Below are 17,663 nucleotides of genomic sequence, written 5' to 3'. Positions count from 1 at the left end.
CATCCAGATTTATACAAAAGCTTTACAATATCTCAAACTCCCCTTAACACTCGGCTGAACTCTATCACTTATCCTGTTGAAGTCATAATAGTTACTTCAATAGGGAGCGTGAATAAGAAGTGAGTGGTATACAACGCAAGCAGTGGAAGCGATGGCTGTCTGCAGTCACGGCAGCCTCGTTATTGTTCGGGGCTTTGCCGCAGACGGGCCATGCCGATGAAGGAGCAGCAGCAGGCGCGCAGGTTCCGCCTCTCCTCATAACGGAGCTTGTGCCGGATACGGCAAACGTGGGGGGAAGTGATGCTTATGAGTTTATTGAGGTGTACAACAATACGGATAAGGCGCTCGATTTCTCTCATTATAAGCTTTCTTACCGCTACCCGGATCAAGGTCCGTCCGGGGACGTGGATTGGCTGACCGAAGAGACAGGCAGCATTCTGATCCCGGTTGGCGGCTCCATCGTGCTGTGGGTGACGAACGCGGCCAACAAATCGGAGACGGCCAATACATTTAACGCAAACTTTGGAACGTCATTGACGCAAGGCGTGAACCTATTCCGCTTGCAAGAAACCGGCGGCATGGCGAACGGTTCGCCGCGCGACCTTGTCATTAAAGACCGGCTGGGTAACGAAATCGTAATCGCATCGTACCAGAATGACGCGCAGACCGTAGCGGACAAAGGGATTTTCTACGCGTACCCAACTGACGGCAGCATTGCCATGCGCATGCTGGACAATCCGGGTACGCTCCCTGCAACGCCTGGCGCCACAGAAGCGGGCCAAGTGCCGGATACGCCGGTCGCGTCGCCGGAACCGGGAGAGAATGCTCCGCCGGTTATTGGGGCGATTACGCATTCGGAGACGGAAACGGGCATCGAAGTGTCGGCCGTTATTACCGATGCGGACGGAACAGCTTTCCCGGAAGCCAAGGTGTATTACCGTACCAAATCGCAAACGGTCTATGCATCTGCGACCCTGGTGAAAGAAGAAGGAAGCGATCGCTACAAAGGCCTGATCCCAAGAGCGGCGCTTGTCGAAGAGGAGATCTACTATTATATAGAGGCAATGGATGCGTGGGACGCCGTGACGTCCGAACCGCAAACCGCGGCCATCGATCTGAGCTTTGACCCGCAGGCCGCGCCGCCGCTCCTTATAACGGAGATCGTGCCGGATTCAACGAATATCGGCTCGGCGGACGGCTATGAATTTGTCGAGGTGTACAACAATACGGATCAGCCTTTGAACTTGAAGGACTACCGGATCCGCTACCGGTACACGGACTCCGGACCGTCGGCAGACGTCATTTGGCCGACTTCGCGCGAGGATATCATCGTACCGTCCAAGGGAACGGTCGTATTTTGGGTGATCAACTCCCTGAACCAGTCGGCTACCGCGGAGCAATTCAACGCGAATTACAAAACCGCGCTTGTTGAAGACACCAACCTGTTCCGCATGTTCAGCGACGGCATGGCCAACGGCGGGAAGCGCGGTATGGTGATCGCGACGAACAGCGGCATCGAGATATCGGCGGCTTATTACGACAATGACGAAGAGACGAAGGCGGACAAAGGTATTTTTTATAAGTATCCGGCGGACGGCACATCGACTATGATCAAATACAGCGCTGGACTCGAGGCGGCTACGCCTGGTTCGGTTGCGGCGGGACAAGTTCCGGCTGTACCGGTGACGGTAACGGCGGATACGACAAATCCGGAGATAACGGATCTTACGCCGGTGACGCAGACGGATCAATCCGGCAATTTCGATATTGTGGCGGATGCGGCGGATGACCGTCAGGTGAAGACGGTTCTGCTGTATTACAAGGATGATCGGGATGCCGAGTATACCAAAAGGTATTTGACGGAGAGCTACAACGATTCCCTCTATCGTCAGACGATTTTCAGTCCGCAGCTCATCGGGCGGCAGTATATCGAATACTATTTTGAGGTCTCCGACGGGACGAACGTTGTGGAGACAGAGCCGAAGCGCATTGCGATTACGGGAGGCCAAGAGCAGACGGATCTTCGGCTCAATATCGCGGAAAATGAAGTGCTTGCCGGCACCAAAATTTTGCGCGGCACAGGGAAGGACGTGCCTTGGAACGAGCTGAGCTTGTCCATTGACGGCACCGAAGTCGCCGAAGGCGCTTATTCCGCTGTGGAGAGCGGCGCTTATTTTGCCTTCGAGACGCAGGGCGTGAACTATTACTTCAAAAATGCGGTTGTGGCGGACGGAGAAATTTTGCACACGTTCCTCGATCCGATCGACAGCTGGTCGACGCTGTCCATTCCCATTCCGGCGGACCGTCTGCTGGAGGGCGGCAATGTCATCTCGGTCTATGCCGGATCGAAATCCGGTCCGTTCGATGACCGGCCGGAGGAGAATAAGGACGATTTCGAAATTCGGAATGTCCGGTTGGTGCTCGCGGATGGCACGGAGCTGTACGATCCGAAGTACGCGAGTCCGTTGACGTCGCTCAAAATGGGCGACAGCGCGGGACGTAACGAATTCATCGACTTTACCTTTACGCTGACACCGGCCATGCTGGCTTCCAAAGCCTATGCATGGGATACCCGGAACGCGGAAGACGGCCAGCATGAAATTTCGGTTACTCATGATACGTACGGTACTCTGACGCGGAACGTAAAGGTGGACAATACCGCTCCGGTTATAGCGCCGGCAGTCGAAGAGGGTGAAACCTACCGCGGTCCGTTCACGATTGACGCGGCGGTGTCCGATGCGGTTGCGGGCATCGGTACGGTTGAAGCGACGCTGGACGGCGAGGCGATCGCGCTGCCGCTCGAGACGTCTTCGGCGAAGCTGTCGGCAGGCAGCCATACGCTGGTCGTTAAGGCAACCGATAAAGTAGGCAATGCCGCGACTTCGACGGTGACGTTCCAAGTGCCGGACGAGAACCCGGCGAAGCCTGAGCTTGTATCGCCTGCGGACGGCGCTTCCCGCATTGGAGACAGCGCGACGCTGAAAGTGAAAGCGCAGGATCCGCTGAACGATCCGATGCGCGTGTCGTTCTTCCGCGGCTTCAGCTTCGACGCCAGTTCGTCGTCTGGATTTAAGGCCTATCGCGGCGCATCCGATACGGAGCCTCCGAAGCAGGAAGCGCCGGGCGGAGAGACGGCATTTACGGCATCCGATTTGGACGCGATTCGTTCGGACGACGGACAATATTTGACCGACGACGCCGTCGAGCAGTTCCCGTATCAGCGGTTTGAAATTACGCTGGATCCGTCCGTAAAAAATACGGACCGTGTCGCGATCAAATGGCAGGGCAAGTCGCTTGAAGGCCGCCAGGTAAGCTTGTACGCCTGGAGTCCGGCCGCATCGAAATGGGATCGGCTTGATACGATTGTGGCAGGCAGCGAGGATTTTGAGCTTGGCGCGGAAGTGGCGGCGGGCGATTACCGGAAAGAAAACCATACCATTAATCTGATGGTACAGGACGAGGTAGCGGTATCGAACGACCCGTACGACTTCTCCTTCGTTTGGATGTCGGATACGCAGTACTATTCGGAAACGGCGGAATGGCACAAATATTTCCGCGACAATGTGAATTGGATTAAAAACAATCTCGACTCGCATAAAATCAAATACGTCATTCATACCGGCGATATCGTCGACGAATCCGACAAGGAGTACCAATGGATCGAAGCCGATGCGAACATGAAGGTGCTGGACGAGGCCGGCATTCCGTACGGTGTGCTCGCCGGCAACCATGACGTCGATCATCAGCAAGGATCTTACGACAACTACTGGAAGTGGTTCGGCGAGGAGCGGTTCGTGAACCAGCCTACGTTCGGCGGATCCTACAAAAACAACATGGGCCACTACGACCTGGTGTCGGCGGGCGGCAACGATTTTATTATCGTCTACATGGGCTGGGGACTGGCGGACGAAGAGATCGAGTGGATGAACCAAGTCGTGAAGGAGCATCCGAATCGTAAAGCGATTATCGCGCTCCATGAATATTTGCTGGTATCCGGCAACCGCGCCCCGATCGCGGACAAAGTATACGAGCAGGTCGTGCTGCCGAACAAAAACGTGTTCGCAACACTATCGGGCCACTATCACGATGCGGAGCTGAAGACCGACGAAATCGACGATGACGGCGACGGCGTCGCGGATCGTAAGGTTTACCAGATGCTGGCCGACTACCAAGGCGCTGAAGACGGCGGCCTCGGCTACATCAGGCTGATGCAATTCGATATGGCGAATGACAAGCTGCATATTAAAACCTATTCGCCGACGCTGAACGACTACAACTATTACGACCCGGCTGAATATCCGAGCAAGGACGAGTTCTCGCTCGACCTGGACTTGGATGCCGAGACGAAGCGAGTGGCGACCGACTACTTCGGAGTACAGATCTACACGGACAAGCAGATTGGCGAAACGCAATCCGTGGAGAGCGGAGCAACCGCTTCGGCGGTATGGTCCGGGCTTGCGGGCAGCTCGAGTTACGGGTGGTACGCGATTGCGGAGGACGAGCATGAAGGCGTCGGGCGCTCAGACGTATGGCGTTTCTATACCGGTCCTCGGGAGAGCGGCGGCTTTACCCCGCCTCCGCAGACAGGCGGCCAAGCGCCGGCTGCAGATAATGGCGTTGTCAGCCTAGAGCCGAAGGATGGCTCGCGTTATGAAGCAAGCGCGGGCGCAGTGGAAGCGGCCATTCAAAACGCCGGGGCTAAAGCGTTTATCGAGTTCAAACTGAATGGTAAACCGGGTTCGGCGGACAAGATTGAGCTGCAGCTGCCGGGAGAAGCGTGGTCTGCGCTTCTTAAGAACGGGAAAGGCATGAAGATTGTAACGCCGGCGGTAACGATTGAGTACCCCGCGGACGCGATTCCTGCCGAAGCGGCAGGCAGCGGAACGAAGGTTACGCTGGCGCTCGGAACGGAACTGAAGGAATCGGAGCTGACAGCGGCAGAGAATAGCGATGCTGCGCTGCAGTCGACGGGCATCGGATATAGCCTTGAGCTGCTAGTCGCCAAAGGCGACGGAACGGCGGATTCGATTCATCAATTCGGCGGCATGGTTCGCGTTACTGTAACGCTGACGTACGAAGAAAGGGATCGTCTGGACCCAGATTACGCTGGCGTCTATTATCTGGACGGCAAGAACGCCCGCTATATGGGCGGCGTGTTCGAAGGCGAGACGGTTACGTTCGAGACGAATCATTTCTCCAGCTTCGCGGTTATGGAATACCGCAAGTCGTTCACCGATATGGCCGGCCATTGGGCTTCCGCTTTCGTCGAGAAGCTTGCGGCCAAGCATGCGGTAACGGGAATCGACGCGGCGAGATTTGTTCCGGACCGCAGCGTTACCCGCGCCGACTTCGCCGTCATTGCCGTGAAGGCGCTTGGCTTCCTTGAGCTGAAGGCGGAATCCTCCGCGTTCACGGACGTAGAGGCGGATCAGTATTATGCGGCCTACGTTCAGAAGGCGTATGAGCTTGGTCTTGTGTCCGGCTATGAGGACGACAGCTTCCGTCCGGAGAAGACGATCTCCAGGGAAGAAGCGGCCGTCATTCTGATGAGACTGTACGATTATTTGAGCGGTGACAATGGCAGGACTGCCGCTTCCGATAAGTCTTTCTCCGATATCGCCGAGGCGTCCGATTGGGCGCGCGGTGCAATTGAGGATGCTTACGAGCTTGGCCTTGTCGGCGGCAAAGGCAGCAACCGCTTCGATCCGCAAGCGGAGGTTACACGCGCTGAAATTGCGAAGATGATCTGGCTGACGGTCCAGCCGTAATAACGAAGGGGACTATTCGAGGGCATTTGCTGCCCTGAATAGTCCCCTTTCCTATGCTAAAGGCTTATACAGCCAGCGTTCCGTCCGCCGCGCGGCTCGCCTCTTCCTGACGCACGAGCTTCAGGAACTCGCGCATGAAGCCGGGCAGATCCGGCCAGGCGTGGCCGCTGACGAGCTTGCGGTCGGTGTGCAGCATCTCCGGCGCGTAGATGGCGCCGAGCCGTTCGATATCAGGCCGGACAGCATTGTAGCATGCCATGGTACGGCCTTCGAAGTAGCTGGTGTCTTCCAGCGATAGGAATACCTGCGCGCCGTGGCAGATCGCGCCCACCGGCTTGTCTTCCTCGAGGAAATGCCGAACGATTCGCGGAAGCTCCGCATTCGTGCGTATATATTCGGGAGCGCGGCCGCCCGGAATGACAAGTCCGATATAGTCCGCGGGATTGACATCGGCGAAGGCGATATGCGATGGCAGCTGATGAGCGGGCTTTTCCGTATACGTCTCCCAGCCTTCCACGAAATCATGGACGACGGTGTTCAGCACCTTTTTGGTCGGAGAAGCAATGACGGCATCATAGCCCTCCTCCAGCAGGCGGTAATACGGATAATAGACCTCCAGCACTTCCGCTCCGTCTCCGGTGACGATCAATACTTTGTTTGGCATACGCTCACTCCTCTGTTCATTTTAGGGTATCCGCTATCACTATCTCATTACCCCCAAAACTTGTAAATCAATCCGCGGTCATAAGGCCATTGTTCCTAGATGATCTCCAGCTTGCGCTACGATTTTGAACTTCTTTGTTAAAAAATACCTATATGTTCAGTTTTTGTAGAGATCAACATGGTATTTTGATGATTGTTCAAGAATGGCTTATCGACAAGATGAAGCAAAAATCGGCTCGCCGCATGTAAGAAATGCAGGATGCTGTCGAAATGGAAGCAGTGCTCAAGCATCAGATGACGTACTGCGTTCGCGGCAGTATCATCTTTATGACGTTTTCAAGGCAGGGAGAATGAAGTTGGACAAAAAGTTGTTATTTCGATTGCCCATTTGGGTTCTTATAGGCTCAATGCTTCTGTCGGCTGTCGGCTGTTCCGGCAAGCGAAGCTCAGCGGAAAATACGGAGCAATGGGAAAACGTTGCTGAAGCAGCCCCCGATTATACGAATACGGAACGTTACGAGGGCGAACCGAGTTCGTTTATTTCGTCTGTCTATACCGCCGAGCGAAAGCTGTCGCTGACCTTTAATGGCATGTCGGACCGGGAAAGCATGCTGCTGCTGCTAGATGAGCTGGAGAGGCTGCACATGACGGCAACCTTTTTTCTGCCGGGCCTTCGGGTTGCGGAGGAGCCTGACGTTGCGAAGGAGATACTCGACCGGGGACACGAAGTGGAAAGCAATACGTTGAGCCGAAGCAATCTTGGAGGGATGTCCTACTCGGACATCTTCAAGGAAGTCGATCTTGGAGCCTCCGTCATGGAGGATAAGCTGGGAACGGAAATTCAATATGTTCGCTCCGCTTTTTATAAGGTCCCGGATGATTTGATGCTTGCCGCCTCCCACAGCGGCCTCAAAGCGGTGATCGGTCAAAGCGTTACTTTAAACGACGTTCATCTGGAGAAAGAGCTGCAGGATCAAAAGTTTCTTAGACTTCAAATAAAACGGGGAACGATTATTTCGATAGACTTGGAAAAAAACAATCGGGCGATAGAGATGCTTCCGATTCTTAATGACGCCGTAAGCGAAGTGGGCTACGAATGGGTCAGGATCGATAATCTGATGGAGGCTGCTCTGGAGAAAAAACCGCTGGAGCAAATAGAAGGATACGATGCCGCCGTTAAAAATCTGGATGATGCGAATGCCGATTACGAGTTGTTTTATAGGGATTTGACTCCCGGCAAAGAGATTTCTCTGACATTCGACGATTGGGGTACCGACTATACGGTAACGAAAATATTGGACATCTTGGACCAATACGAGATTAAAGCGACGTTCTTTCTGCGCGCGAACGGAGCGGAGCACAATCCGAGTCTAGCGAGAGCCATTCTGGAGGAAGGACATGAAATTGCGAACCACACCTACAGCCATCCTGTCGCAACAACGCTTTCACCGGAGAGTCTGCAAGAGGAAGTCGTTAAAGCGCATCAAGTGATTACGGAAGCGATCCAGCAGCAGCCTGCGATGCTGTTTCGTCCGCCAACCGGCGCTATTGACGATAATACGGCTCGCGTTATAGCGGCCACCGGTTACCGCGATATCGCGATGTATGACGTAACGGTATTGGATTGGGAGGCCGGTAACGATGCCGATACGCTGACTCGGGGAGTGCTGGAGCAAACGAAAGGCGGCAGTGTCATTTTGCTGCACATGCTGGATGACATTCACACCGTCGAGGCTTTGCCGACGATTATTGAGAAATTGAGCGCTAAGGGCTATACCTTCGTGATCATGTCGGAATTGATGAAGTAAATGGACAACCCAGACAGACATAAGAAGCTGGAGGAACGAAAAATGGATATATTTGATCGGATTGTGAACCGTCAGGATAAAATTGCAGTGATCGGATTAGGATATGTCGGGCTTCCGGTTGCCGTGGCGCTGTCGGAGAAAGCTGAAGTCATCGGTTTCGACGTCAGCGCAAGCAAAGTCGAAAGCTACAAGAAGGGCGTCGATTTGACGGGGGATCTGGGCCATGAGCGTCTGCGCAATTGCTCGGTTCAATTTACGAATGACGAAAGCTTGCTTGGCGAAGCTTCCTTTTTCATCGTGGCCGTGCCTACCCCAATCGGCAGCGGCAACGTTCCGGACCTTGAGCATGTGCGCAGCGCGAGCCGGATGGTCGGGCGGAGGCTCCGCAAAGGCGCCGTTGTCGTTTATGAATCCACCGTTTATCCCGGTGTAACGGAGGAAATTTGCTTGCCGATTCTCGAGCAAGAGTCGGGCTTGAAATGCGGAACGGATTTCAAGATCGGTTATTCTCCAGAGCGCATCAATCCCGGCGACAAGACGCACCGTCTTGAGAACATCGTCAAGATCGTATCGGGCATGGACGACGAGGCGCTGGACATAATCGCGAAGGTGTACGAGCTGATTATCGAAGCGGGCGTATACCGGGCCGAGAGCATCAAAGTGGCGGAAGCCGCCAAAGTGATTGAGAATGCGCAGCGCGATATTAATATCGCCTTTATGAACGAGCTTTCGATGCTGTTTCATCAGATGGACATCGAAACGAAATCGGTGCTTGCCGCGGCAGGAACAAAATGGAATTTTCTGAAGTTTTCTCCGGGACTTGTTGGAGGCCACTGCATCGGCATCGATCCTTATTATTTGACTTACAAGGCTGAGGATTCGGGCTATTATTCCAAAATTATTTTGGCCGGACGGCATATTAACGATGGAATGGGCAAATATGTGGCGCAGCAGATCGTGAAGAAGCTGATGCGCCATAAGCAGGATTTGTCCAGCGCCGCTGTAGGTATTCTCGGTCTTTCCTACAAAGAGGATAGTCCGGATATCCGCAATACGAAAGTCATCGATATGATTAAAGAGCTGGACGAGTATGGCGTGCGAACGGTCGTATGCGATCCCGTGGCCGACCCTGAAGAGGTTGCCAAGGAATATGCCATTGCGCTGGCGGAACCGCATGAGCTTCGGAACCTGTCGTTAGTTGCGGTGACGGTCCCCCATCATTGTTTCGCCAAGCTGGGACCGAGCGATTTCGACCAAATGTTTATTCCAGGCGCGGTCAAATCGGTCATGGATATAAAAGGCGTGTTCGATAAAGAAACGTTCAGGAATCATGGATATGATTATTGGAGCTTATAGTGATGAGGCGAATTATCGGCAGTATTTGGCCGTTCAAGGCAAAACGTAATGAATCGAAAAAAGAAATTATGGCGATACCGAAGCCGGACAGGCGTACGCTCTCTAAAGTACCCGATCCGGAGAATATCCGCTCTCAGGACGACCGCAGAAGCGGCGAATACAGCATTCGCTATGTCGCAAGCTTCGATGTCGAGCTGTCTCCCGCATCCCGCGGAAACCGCAAAACGAAGTGGACGGTAACGGCCTCGGATGTATCCGCTACAGGCATTCTGGTGGAGATCCCGCCTGACTGCGGCGAATGGAACACGGGGGAGGTCTACCGGTTAAGCTTTGATATCCCCCCTGGCGCAATGCCGGAAGGGTTTGAATCGTTTGTCAAGCTGGATGCCAAGCTTGTCCGAAGCTTCACAAGCGAAGACGGCCGGACGATGGCGGCGTTCGAATTCACGCGTCCGCTGCCCAGCTATTTTAAACGCAAAAGATGGGGCTATTCCGTTTATACGGCGAGCAGCATGTTGTTTGCGGCTTCTTTGATCGTCGTGCTGATGCGCGCGGAAAGCGTTATTTATTTTAAATATAACTTTGTTCTGTATCTGTATAGTCTGATCGCGGCGGCTTTTCTGTTATCCCGGTATTTATTCGGAGCGCTTCATCGCGACGTTCCGGTTAATCCCGAATATACGCCAGGCGTTTCCGTCATTATTCCTTGTTTTAATGAAGAGGAATGGATTCACCGGACGATCCAAAGCTGCATCAATCAGGATTATCCGGTCGATAAGCTGGAGGTTATCGTCGTGGACGACCGTTCGACGGACGGTTCCGTCGCCCGCATGGAGGAAGTTATCGCCCGTATTTATAATGAGGCGGAACGGTTTGCGACGAAGGAGCGGCTTCGTCTTGTCGTGATGCCTCAAAATGGGGGGAAACGGGAAGCGCTTGTACAGGGAGTGAGGCTCGCCAAGCATGATTTGGTCGTATTTGTGGACTCCGACAGCTTTCTGGAGCCTACGGCGATCCGGCACCTCGTTCAGCCGTTCCAGGATCCGAAAATGGGCGGTGTCGCGGGACGTACGGATGTCGAGAACAAATTTACGAACGGGATCACGAAGCTGCAGACGGTCCGCTATTATATCGCGTTCCGCATCATGAAAGCGGCGGAGTCCTATTTCGACAGCGTAACCTGTTTATCCGGTCCTTTGTCGTGCTATCGGAAGGAATTGGTGCTGAAGCATGCGGATGCTTGGCTGAACCAGAAGTTTTTCGGCAGGCCGGCTACCTTCGGAGACGACCGGGCGATGACGAATTTCGTTCTTCGCACGCATCGGACGGGCTATCAGGATACCGCCGTCTGCTCGACCATCGTTCCGTCAAGGATGAAAGTGTTTCTCAAGCAGCAAATGCGGTGGAAGCGTTCATGGCTGCGCGAGTCATTGATAGCCGGTTCTTTCATATGGAAGAAGGAGCCGTTTATGGCGTTATTCTTTTATATCGGCTTAATCGTGCCGATTGCGGCACCCGTTATCGTTCTCTATAACTTGATTTACGTCCCTCTTGCTCATGGCGTATTCCCGGGTACGTTTTTGATGGGCTTGCTGTTAATGGCCTTATTAATGAGCTTCGCCCACTTGTTCTTCCGGAAGAGCCGGCTGTGGGTATTCGGCATCGTCTTCTGCTTGTTCTACGAGCTGGTGCTGCTGTGGCAAATGCCCGTTGCCTGGGTAACGTTCTGGAAATCGACATGGGGAACCCGGGAGACGCCGCAGGATATTGAGGCAAGAGAGCGCAACGAGGCAAGGAAGCGCAAGGCGCGCAAACGGTTCGGGCTGCCGTTCTGACAGAATGAATGAGTGAAGGGTTGAAAAGCGGTGTTTAAGGGACAACGGAGCAAGGCGTTGAACGTTCGGCGTAAAGACCGGCGCAAAATCGTCAAGACGGTTTTGCAGACCGTCATATTGGCAATTTTGGCGGTATTGCTGACAAGTGCGTTACTAGCCATCCACGACTACGAAGAGCCGGACCGCTCGGAGTGGACGAACCGGGACGGCTTTGTTGCCGTATCTTATTTTGGCGTAGGACGCAAAGGAACGAGCGAACTGATTGCCAGCAGCAAGCTGAAGGAGCAACTTAGAGCCTTGTATCATCGGGGCTATGTGACGATATCGCAGGAGGATGTGCTCGCTTTTTATAACGAGGGCAAACCGCTTCCGGAGAAGGCGCTGTTTCTGACATTCGAGGATGGCCGCAACGATTCCGCTTTGTTCGTGGAGCCCATGCTGGAAGCATACAACTTCAAAGCGACAATGATGACCTATGCGAACAAGATGGGGAGCAAGGAAGGGAAATTTTTGCAGCCTAAGGATTTGCTGAAAATGACGCGGAAAGGCTTCTGGGAGCTGGGCAGCAACGGCTACAGGCTAACCTATATCAATATTGTGGACGAGAAGGGAGATTATCTCGGCGTCCGCAACCATAACGAGTTTCCGGAACAGCGGACGGCGCAATATTATACGCATTATTTAATGGATTTTATCCGGGACGCGAACGGTGTTCCGGTCGAGGACCGCAGCGGGATGGAAGCGCGTATCTCGGGCGATTACGAGTTGATGGAAAGCATATATACCAAGGCCTTCGGCTACGTCCCCCGCACTTATATGATCATGCATGCCAATACGTTATATAACGGGATGAATCCTTTGGTCGAAGCCGCAAATGACAAGAAGATCCGGGAAATGTTCCAGCTACACTTTAACCGGGAGGGCGACGCGCTGAATACGGCGGAGAGCAGTCCTTTTGATCTATCGAGAGTGCAGCCGGCCGCGTACTGGGAAACGAATCATCTTCTGATGCAGCTTAGGCATGATACGGGGGAACAGCTGCCGTTCGAAACCGGCGACAAGGAGCGGGCGGCGAAGTGGGAGCTGGCTCGCGGCGCGGCAGAATTCGAGGAGGACCGGATCGCCCTTACTTCGCCGCCCGGCGGGTCAGGGCTGTTGACGCTTCGCGGCAGCGATCATTGGGACAACCTCGAAATCGAATTGGAACCTAACGGTCATTTCAGCGGCGAGCAAAGCGTTTATTTACGCTATGACGAGAACGGCGCTTCCTATGTGCGGATGGTGCTGCGGAAAGGCGAGTTTATCGTTGAGCAGAAAGCTCCGGGCGATGAGCCGGAAAGACTGGCGTCGCTGCCATTCGAGGCGGCGGCAGACGGACGGAACCGGGCGGAGCTTCATGCTGTTCTGGATAAAGGCAAGCTGTCCGTTATGTTGGACGACAAGGCGGTAATGGAGGAGTTTGCGATAGACGAGCGGATCGGTCCGGGAGCGATAGCCCTAGGGGCGGAAGCGGATTGGCGCGAGGTCAGGTGGAATGAATACGACCAAAGGGACACGATCTATGACGCGGTGTTCCGCCGCATCGAAGTTAGAGAGGCTGCTGCAAGCGAACGGGATGGGGAAGGCAAGCAGCTGTTCAGCAATCGTCTTACCGGCCTGCAAAAAGCAGGACGAACGATCGCTCAAGCTTATCATGGAGCGGTGGATTGGGCGATTGAGACGTTTTAACAGGAAAGGATCGAAGCAATGAAAAGACGAAAATGGCGGAACCGGATGCTGCTTGCGCTTGCGGCGGTCGCGGTTCTGGGCGCGGCGGTGTGGCGGTACGGCGACGAGCTTCGCGGCATGGCGGGAGGTGCTGAGCAGGAATCGGCGGCTTCAGCCGAGACGGCGTTGTCCGCGTGGATAGTCGATTGGGACGCGGAAGCCGGCGCGGCTGATTTGGCTGCCGTAGCCGCTTCCCTTGAAAGTCTGCAGCTGTTCGGAGCTTATTACGATGAGCAGCGCCAAATTACGTTAAGAGAAGGCTTCAATCGGCTCATTGATGCTGCAGACGAAGCGGCTTTAGAGGAGAATGGCGGCGAACGTTATTTGACCGTTGTGAATGATATCTTATTGGGTAACGGCAACTCCCTGCAGAAGGATACCGGCTTGGTTTCCAATTTGGCCGCGACGGTCGAAAGCCGCAGAGACCATGCCGAAGAAGTCGTGGCTTTGGCGAAGGAGTACGGATTCGACGGGGTGGAGCTCGACTACGAGCGCATTGCGGATGCGGATTGGCCGCATGTCATCGCTCTTTACAATGAAATGCATCAAAGCCTGTCGGCGGAAGGGCTTAAGCTGCGCGTCTTAGTGGAGCCGGGCGCCCCGGTCACCCAGCATCTTCTTCCTGAAGGCCCCCAGTACGTGATCATGGCCTACAATTTGTACGGCACGCACAGCGGTCCGGGGCCGAAAGCGGATTTGGCCATGATTGGAAAGCTGGCGGCCAAGATGGATCATATCCCTGGCGATCCTGTAATGGCATTCGCCGCGGGCGGATTTGACTGGAACGCCGAAGGAGCCGCATCGGCTGTGACGGAAATTGCCGCCGCCAAGCTCGCGGAATCGGCGGGTGTGCAGCCGGAACGCGACAGGAAGAGCGGAGCGTTGTATTTCGCCTATACGGACGAACAGGGGGATAAGCATACGGTATGGTACGCCGATCAGGAGACGCTTCGTCTATGGATCGAAGGGGCTAAGCAGAGAGGCGTTCATCGGGTGGCCATATGGCGGCTCGGAGGAATTTCGGAATCTTCGTTGGACTATTTGAGCCGGCAGTTCTAGTATTCATCTAAGAGAAAGGGATCTATCTTCGTCCGAAGGTGAATGAAGGAGATCCCTTTTTTATTGGACTCAAAATGATGAAACAGCGGATCTTGGCATTCCCAGGCTAGATGAGGGGCACACGGGGCTATGCTATAATGATGAAATACTAGAATATAGCGTTTATCTCTCTTCAAAAGGGAAAAGCTGATAGAAAGGCATTTCATCAAGCTTTCTCGGAGGGATAACGATTATGAAGCAAATATTGCTGATTACGGACGGCTGCTCCAATGTAGGGCTTAGTCCGGTAGTGGCTGCGGCGCATGCCAAGTCGGAAGGCATTAATGTGAATGTGGTCGGCGTGCTGGACCAGGGCGATGTAGGCGAGCTCGGGGCATCGGAGATTGAGGAAATTGCGCGCGCGGGCGGCGGTCTCAGCCGTATGGTGAATATGCGGCAGCTGTCGCAGACGGTGCAGATGATGACGCGGAAGACGGTCGTGCAGACGATCCAGCTTGCGGTGCAAAAGGAACTGAAGCAAGTGCTCGGCAATGGCTCGATCGAAGCGCTGCCGCCGGAGAAGCGGGGCGAGGTCGTGCGCGTGATTGATGAGCTCGGCGAGACGTCCGGCCTCAAGGTTGCGCTGCTTATCGACGCCAGCGCCAGCATGAAGCCGAAGCTGGCCGCAGTGGAGGAAGCGATCCGCGATCTGATGCTGAGCCTCCAGGCAAGACAGGGCAAAAGCGAGATTTCGGTATTCCATTTCCCCGGCTCGAGGCATGGGGATGATTGCGTCATGGACCTCGCGTGGACAAGCCATTTGAACGGCGTGCAGTCCATCTTCCCGAAGCTGCAGATGGCCGGAACGACGCCGACCGGTCCTGCGATTATGCAGGTTGTCGATTATTACCGCCAGGGCCAGAACGATATGAGCGATTACAGCCGGCGAGCAAGGAATGAAACGGATGGGATGATGGGTGACTACGTCGTTTAAGCTCGAACTGCGCCGCGGCAGCGTCGTAGTCGGGAAATGGAGAATGGGCCGATACCGGATCGAAAGGCTGCTCGGCGAAGGCGCTAACGGGAAGGTCTATCTCGTGCAGCGGGATCGGGACTGGCTGGCCATGAAGATCGGAGCCGACACGGTCGATCTGCAATCGGAGATTAATGTGCTGAAGTCGCTTGACAAGCAGAGAAGCTTAGAGACGTTCCTTTATGATGTGGACGATTTGTATGGGCCGGATGGCCGCGAATATCCCTTCTATATCATGCGCTATGTGCGCGGCACGACGCTCGCGAGTTATCTCAAGCAGCAAGGGCCGGAATGGTTTCCGCTCGTTGCTTTGAATCTGCTCGGCAAGCTGGCTAAGCTGCACAAGGCAGGCTGGGTGTTCGGCGACCTTAAGGTGGAGAACGTTATGGTGGCGGATTACGGCCACGTCGAGCTCGTCGACTACGGCGGGGTAACGGCTAAGGGCAAGAGCGTTCGGCAGTTCACGGAGATTTATGACCGGGGCTACTGGAACGGGGGATCGCGAAGCGCGGATCCCGGCTATGATCTGTTCTCCTTTGCCGTCCTATGCATTCAGCTTCACGAGCCCAAAAGGCTGCACGCGCTGACGAAGGAGCTTCTGCCGCAGAACCGCTCGACGTCCGAGCTCATGGAGATTGCCGACAATTGTCCGGGGCTGAAGCCCGTGTCCGGCTGGTTGAAGAGAGCGCTTATGGGCGAGTTCGCGGATGCGGCGGAGGGGGCGGAAGCATGGCGTGCGCTCATGCATCGGCGCGTGACCAGGAATAGCCCCGGGATGCCGGGATGGCTGAAGGGACTTGCCGCCACGTCCGGACTGCTGCTTGCGGCGTCGATGGGCTGGCTGCTGCTTGACTTGTTCCTATAGCGTCTATCTATAGGGCGATATGGCGATATGGCGAGGAAAGAAGAAGGAGGCATCACGAATGAGCAGAGATCCGCTCCAGGTGGAGCTTGCGAAGGAAGCTGCGGCTCGGGGGCTATGGCGGCCAGGAGACGCCATCGTCATAGCCGTATCCGGCGGTCCGGATTCGATGGCGCTGCTGCATATGCTGCGCGCGCTGTCGCAAGAGCAGTCGCTGAAGCTGACAGCGGCTCATGTGAACCACGGCTTCCGCGGCGAGGAATCCGCCCGCGAGCTGGAGACGGTGAAGGCCTATGCCGCAAGTCTCGAGGTGCCGTGCGAGACCGTTACGCTCGATCTCCCTACATATATAGAAGAGAACCGATTGAATCTTCAGGCTGCGGCGCGGGAGCGAAGATATGCTTTCCTCCATGAAATAGCGGAGCGATACGGGGCAGCGAAGATCGCTTTGGCGCATCATGCCGGCGATCAGGCGGAGACGGTGCTGATGAGGCTCCTGCGCGGATCAGGGCTAACCGGGCTTTCGGGTATGGGCAGCATCCGCCGCGAAAAAAATGTGGAACTTATTCGGCCCCTGCTTCGTATGAACAAATCGGACCTTCTTCGCTACTGCGAAGAACACGCGATACCTTATTGTACGGACAGCAGCAACCTTGAGCGGTACTACTTCCGTAATACGATACGCCTCGACGTCCTTCCTTATTTGTCGCAGTACAACCCGCAGCTTTCACAGTCTTTGCAAAGACTGGCCGAAGTCGCGGGCGCGGAGGACGACTATATGGAACGGCAAACGTCAGAGCTGTTCGGCCGATTTGTCATCCGGAAGGACGGGGAATACGCCATCGGCTGCCGGGAGCTGAGGGACCTCCACGTCGCTTTACAAAGGAGATTGATTAAACTAATATTAAGTTATCTTTCGGAGGAAACGGAAAACTTAGGCTTTAGCGGCATCGAGACGATGCGGCTTGCGGCTTCCGAGGATGCTCCCGCCACTTGGCGGATGGATGCCGGAGGCGGCGTGCGCTTCGTGCGCGAATACGATGTGCTGCGCTGGGTGAAGGGTGCTTCCAGTCCGGTTCTTGCGGAGCAATCATCCGGCCACGGATACGATTATGTTGTGGAAGCGGGAACGAAGCGGATCGCTGTTGAGCCGAGCGGCTGGCGCTTCGAGCTGGAATGGCTCGAGGATGAAGGCGCGCGCGGCAGGCCGAATTCGCGAATGGAAGCGTATTTCGATGCCGACGAGCTGCAATTCCCTTTGCATGTGCGAAATCGGCTGCCGGGAGACCGGATTCAAATTTTAGGATTAAATGGCTCGAAAAAAGTGCAAGATATGTTCGTTGACGAGAAGATACCTCCCTCCATTCGGGAATCGTATCCGCTGCTATGCGACGCGGCAGGCAGGCTGCTCTGGATTCCGGGGCTGCGCCGTTCCTCGCATGCGCTGACCGGCGGGGGCAGCAGGAGAGTGCTTCGCGTAACGGCGCATAACGAATAAGTAACAACGGTTTACACATAAACATAGGTATAGCG

The 17,663-nt window shown here is 54.9% G+C and carries 10 protein-coding genes; 9 read left to right on the top strand and 1 reads right to left on the bottom strand.

Features of this window, described 5'->3' with window-relative positions; genetic code table 11:
• The first annotated feature begins 119 nt into the window (after positions 1–119).
• Positions 120–5,768 (top strand): S-layer homology domain-containing protein, encoded by a 5,649-nt coding sequence (locus tag D3P08_RS23160; protein WP_119602508.1) that lies wholly within the window; start codon positions 120–122, stop codon positions 5,766–5,768.
• Between the two features lie 64 nt (positions 5,769–5,832).
• On the opposite strand, the gene D3P08_RS23155 is transcribed toward D3P08_RS23160, so the two are convergent.
• Positions 5,833–6,432 (bottom strand): DJ-1/PfpI family protein, encoded by a 600-nt coding sequence (locus tag D3P08_RS23155; protein WP_119602507.1) that lies wholly within the window; start codon positions 6,430–6,432, stop codon positions 5,833–5,835.
• A gap of 355 nt (positions 6,433–6,787) precedes the next feature.
• On the opposite strand from D3P08_RS23155, the gene D3P08_RS23150 reads away from it, so the two are divergent.
• From D3P08_RS23150 to tilS, 8 genes are all read left to right on the top strand, one after another.
• Entirely contained in the window at positions 6,788–8,239 is a 1,452-nt protein-coding gene (locus tag D3P08_RS23150) for a polysaccharide deacetylase family protein (protein ID WP_240647718.1), read from the top strand.
• A 42-nt stretch (positions 8,240–8,281) separates the two neighbouring features.
• The gene (locus D3P08_RS23145; protein WP_119602505.1) at positions 8,282–9,595 is read left to right on the top strand and encodes a nucleotide sugar dehydrogenase; all 1,314 of its coding nucleotides are present in this window, start codon (positions 8,282–8,284) and stop codon (positions 9,593–9,595) included.
• A gap of 2 nt (positions 9,596–9,597) precedes the next feature.
• Positions 9,598–11,430 (top strand): glycosyltransferase family 2 protein, encoded by a 1,833-nt coding sequence (locus D3P08_RS23140; RefSeq protein WP_119602504.1) that lies wholly within the window; start codon positions 9,598–9,600, stop codon positions 11,428–11,430.
• A 57-nt stretch (positions 11,431–11,487) separates the two neighbouring features.
• Positions 11,488–13,158, top strand: coding sequence for a polysaccharide deacetylase family protein (locus tag D3P08_RS23135; RefSeq protein WP_240647717.1), 1,671 nt, complete (start codon positions 11,488–11,490; stop codon positions 13,156–13,158).
• Between the two features lie 18 nt (positions 13,159–13,176).
• Positions 13,177–14,256, top strand: a complete 1,080-nt coding sequence (locus D3P08_RS23130; RefSeq protein ID WP_119602502.1) for a glycosyl hydrolase family 18 protein — start codon at positions 13,177–13,179, stop codon at positions 14,254–14,256.
• Between the two features lie 232 nt (positions 14,257–14,488).
• On the top strand, positions 14,489–15,229 hold the full coding sequence (locus D3P08_RS23125; protein ID WP_119602501.1) for a vWA domain-containing protein: 741 nt from the start codon (positions 14,489–14,491) through the stop codon (positions 15,227–15,229).
• A complete protein-coding gene (locus tag D3P08_RS23120) occupies positions 15,213–16,133 on the top strand; it encodes a serine/threonine protein kinase (RefSeq protein ID WP_119602500.1) in 921 nt (306 codons plus the stop codon). Before D3P08_RS23125 ends, D3P08_RS23120 begins: the two co-directional genes overlap by 17 nt.
• A gap of 58 nt (positions 16,134–16,191) precedes the next feature.
• Entirely contained in the window at positions 16,192–17,628 is a 1,437-nt protein-coding gene (tilS, locus tag D3P08_RS23115; RefSeq protein ID WP_119602499.1) for a tRNA lysidine(34) synthetase TilS, read from the top strand.
• Positions 17,629–17,663: the final 35 nt, after the last annotated feature.

It is taken from the genome of Paenibacillus nanensis (assembly GCF_003583765.1).
Classification (GTDB): Bacteria; Bacillota; Bacilli; order Paenibacillales; family Paenibacillaceae; genus Pristimantibacillus; species Pristimantibacillus nanensis.
This window is presented reverse-complemented; position numbering and strand designations above follow the sequence as displayed.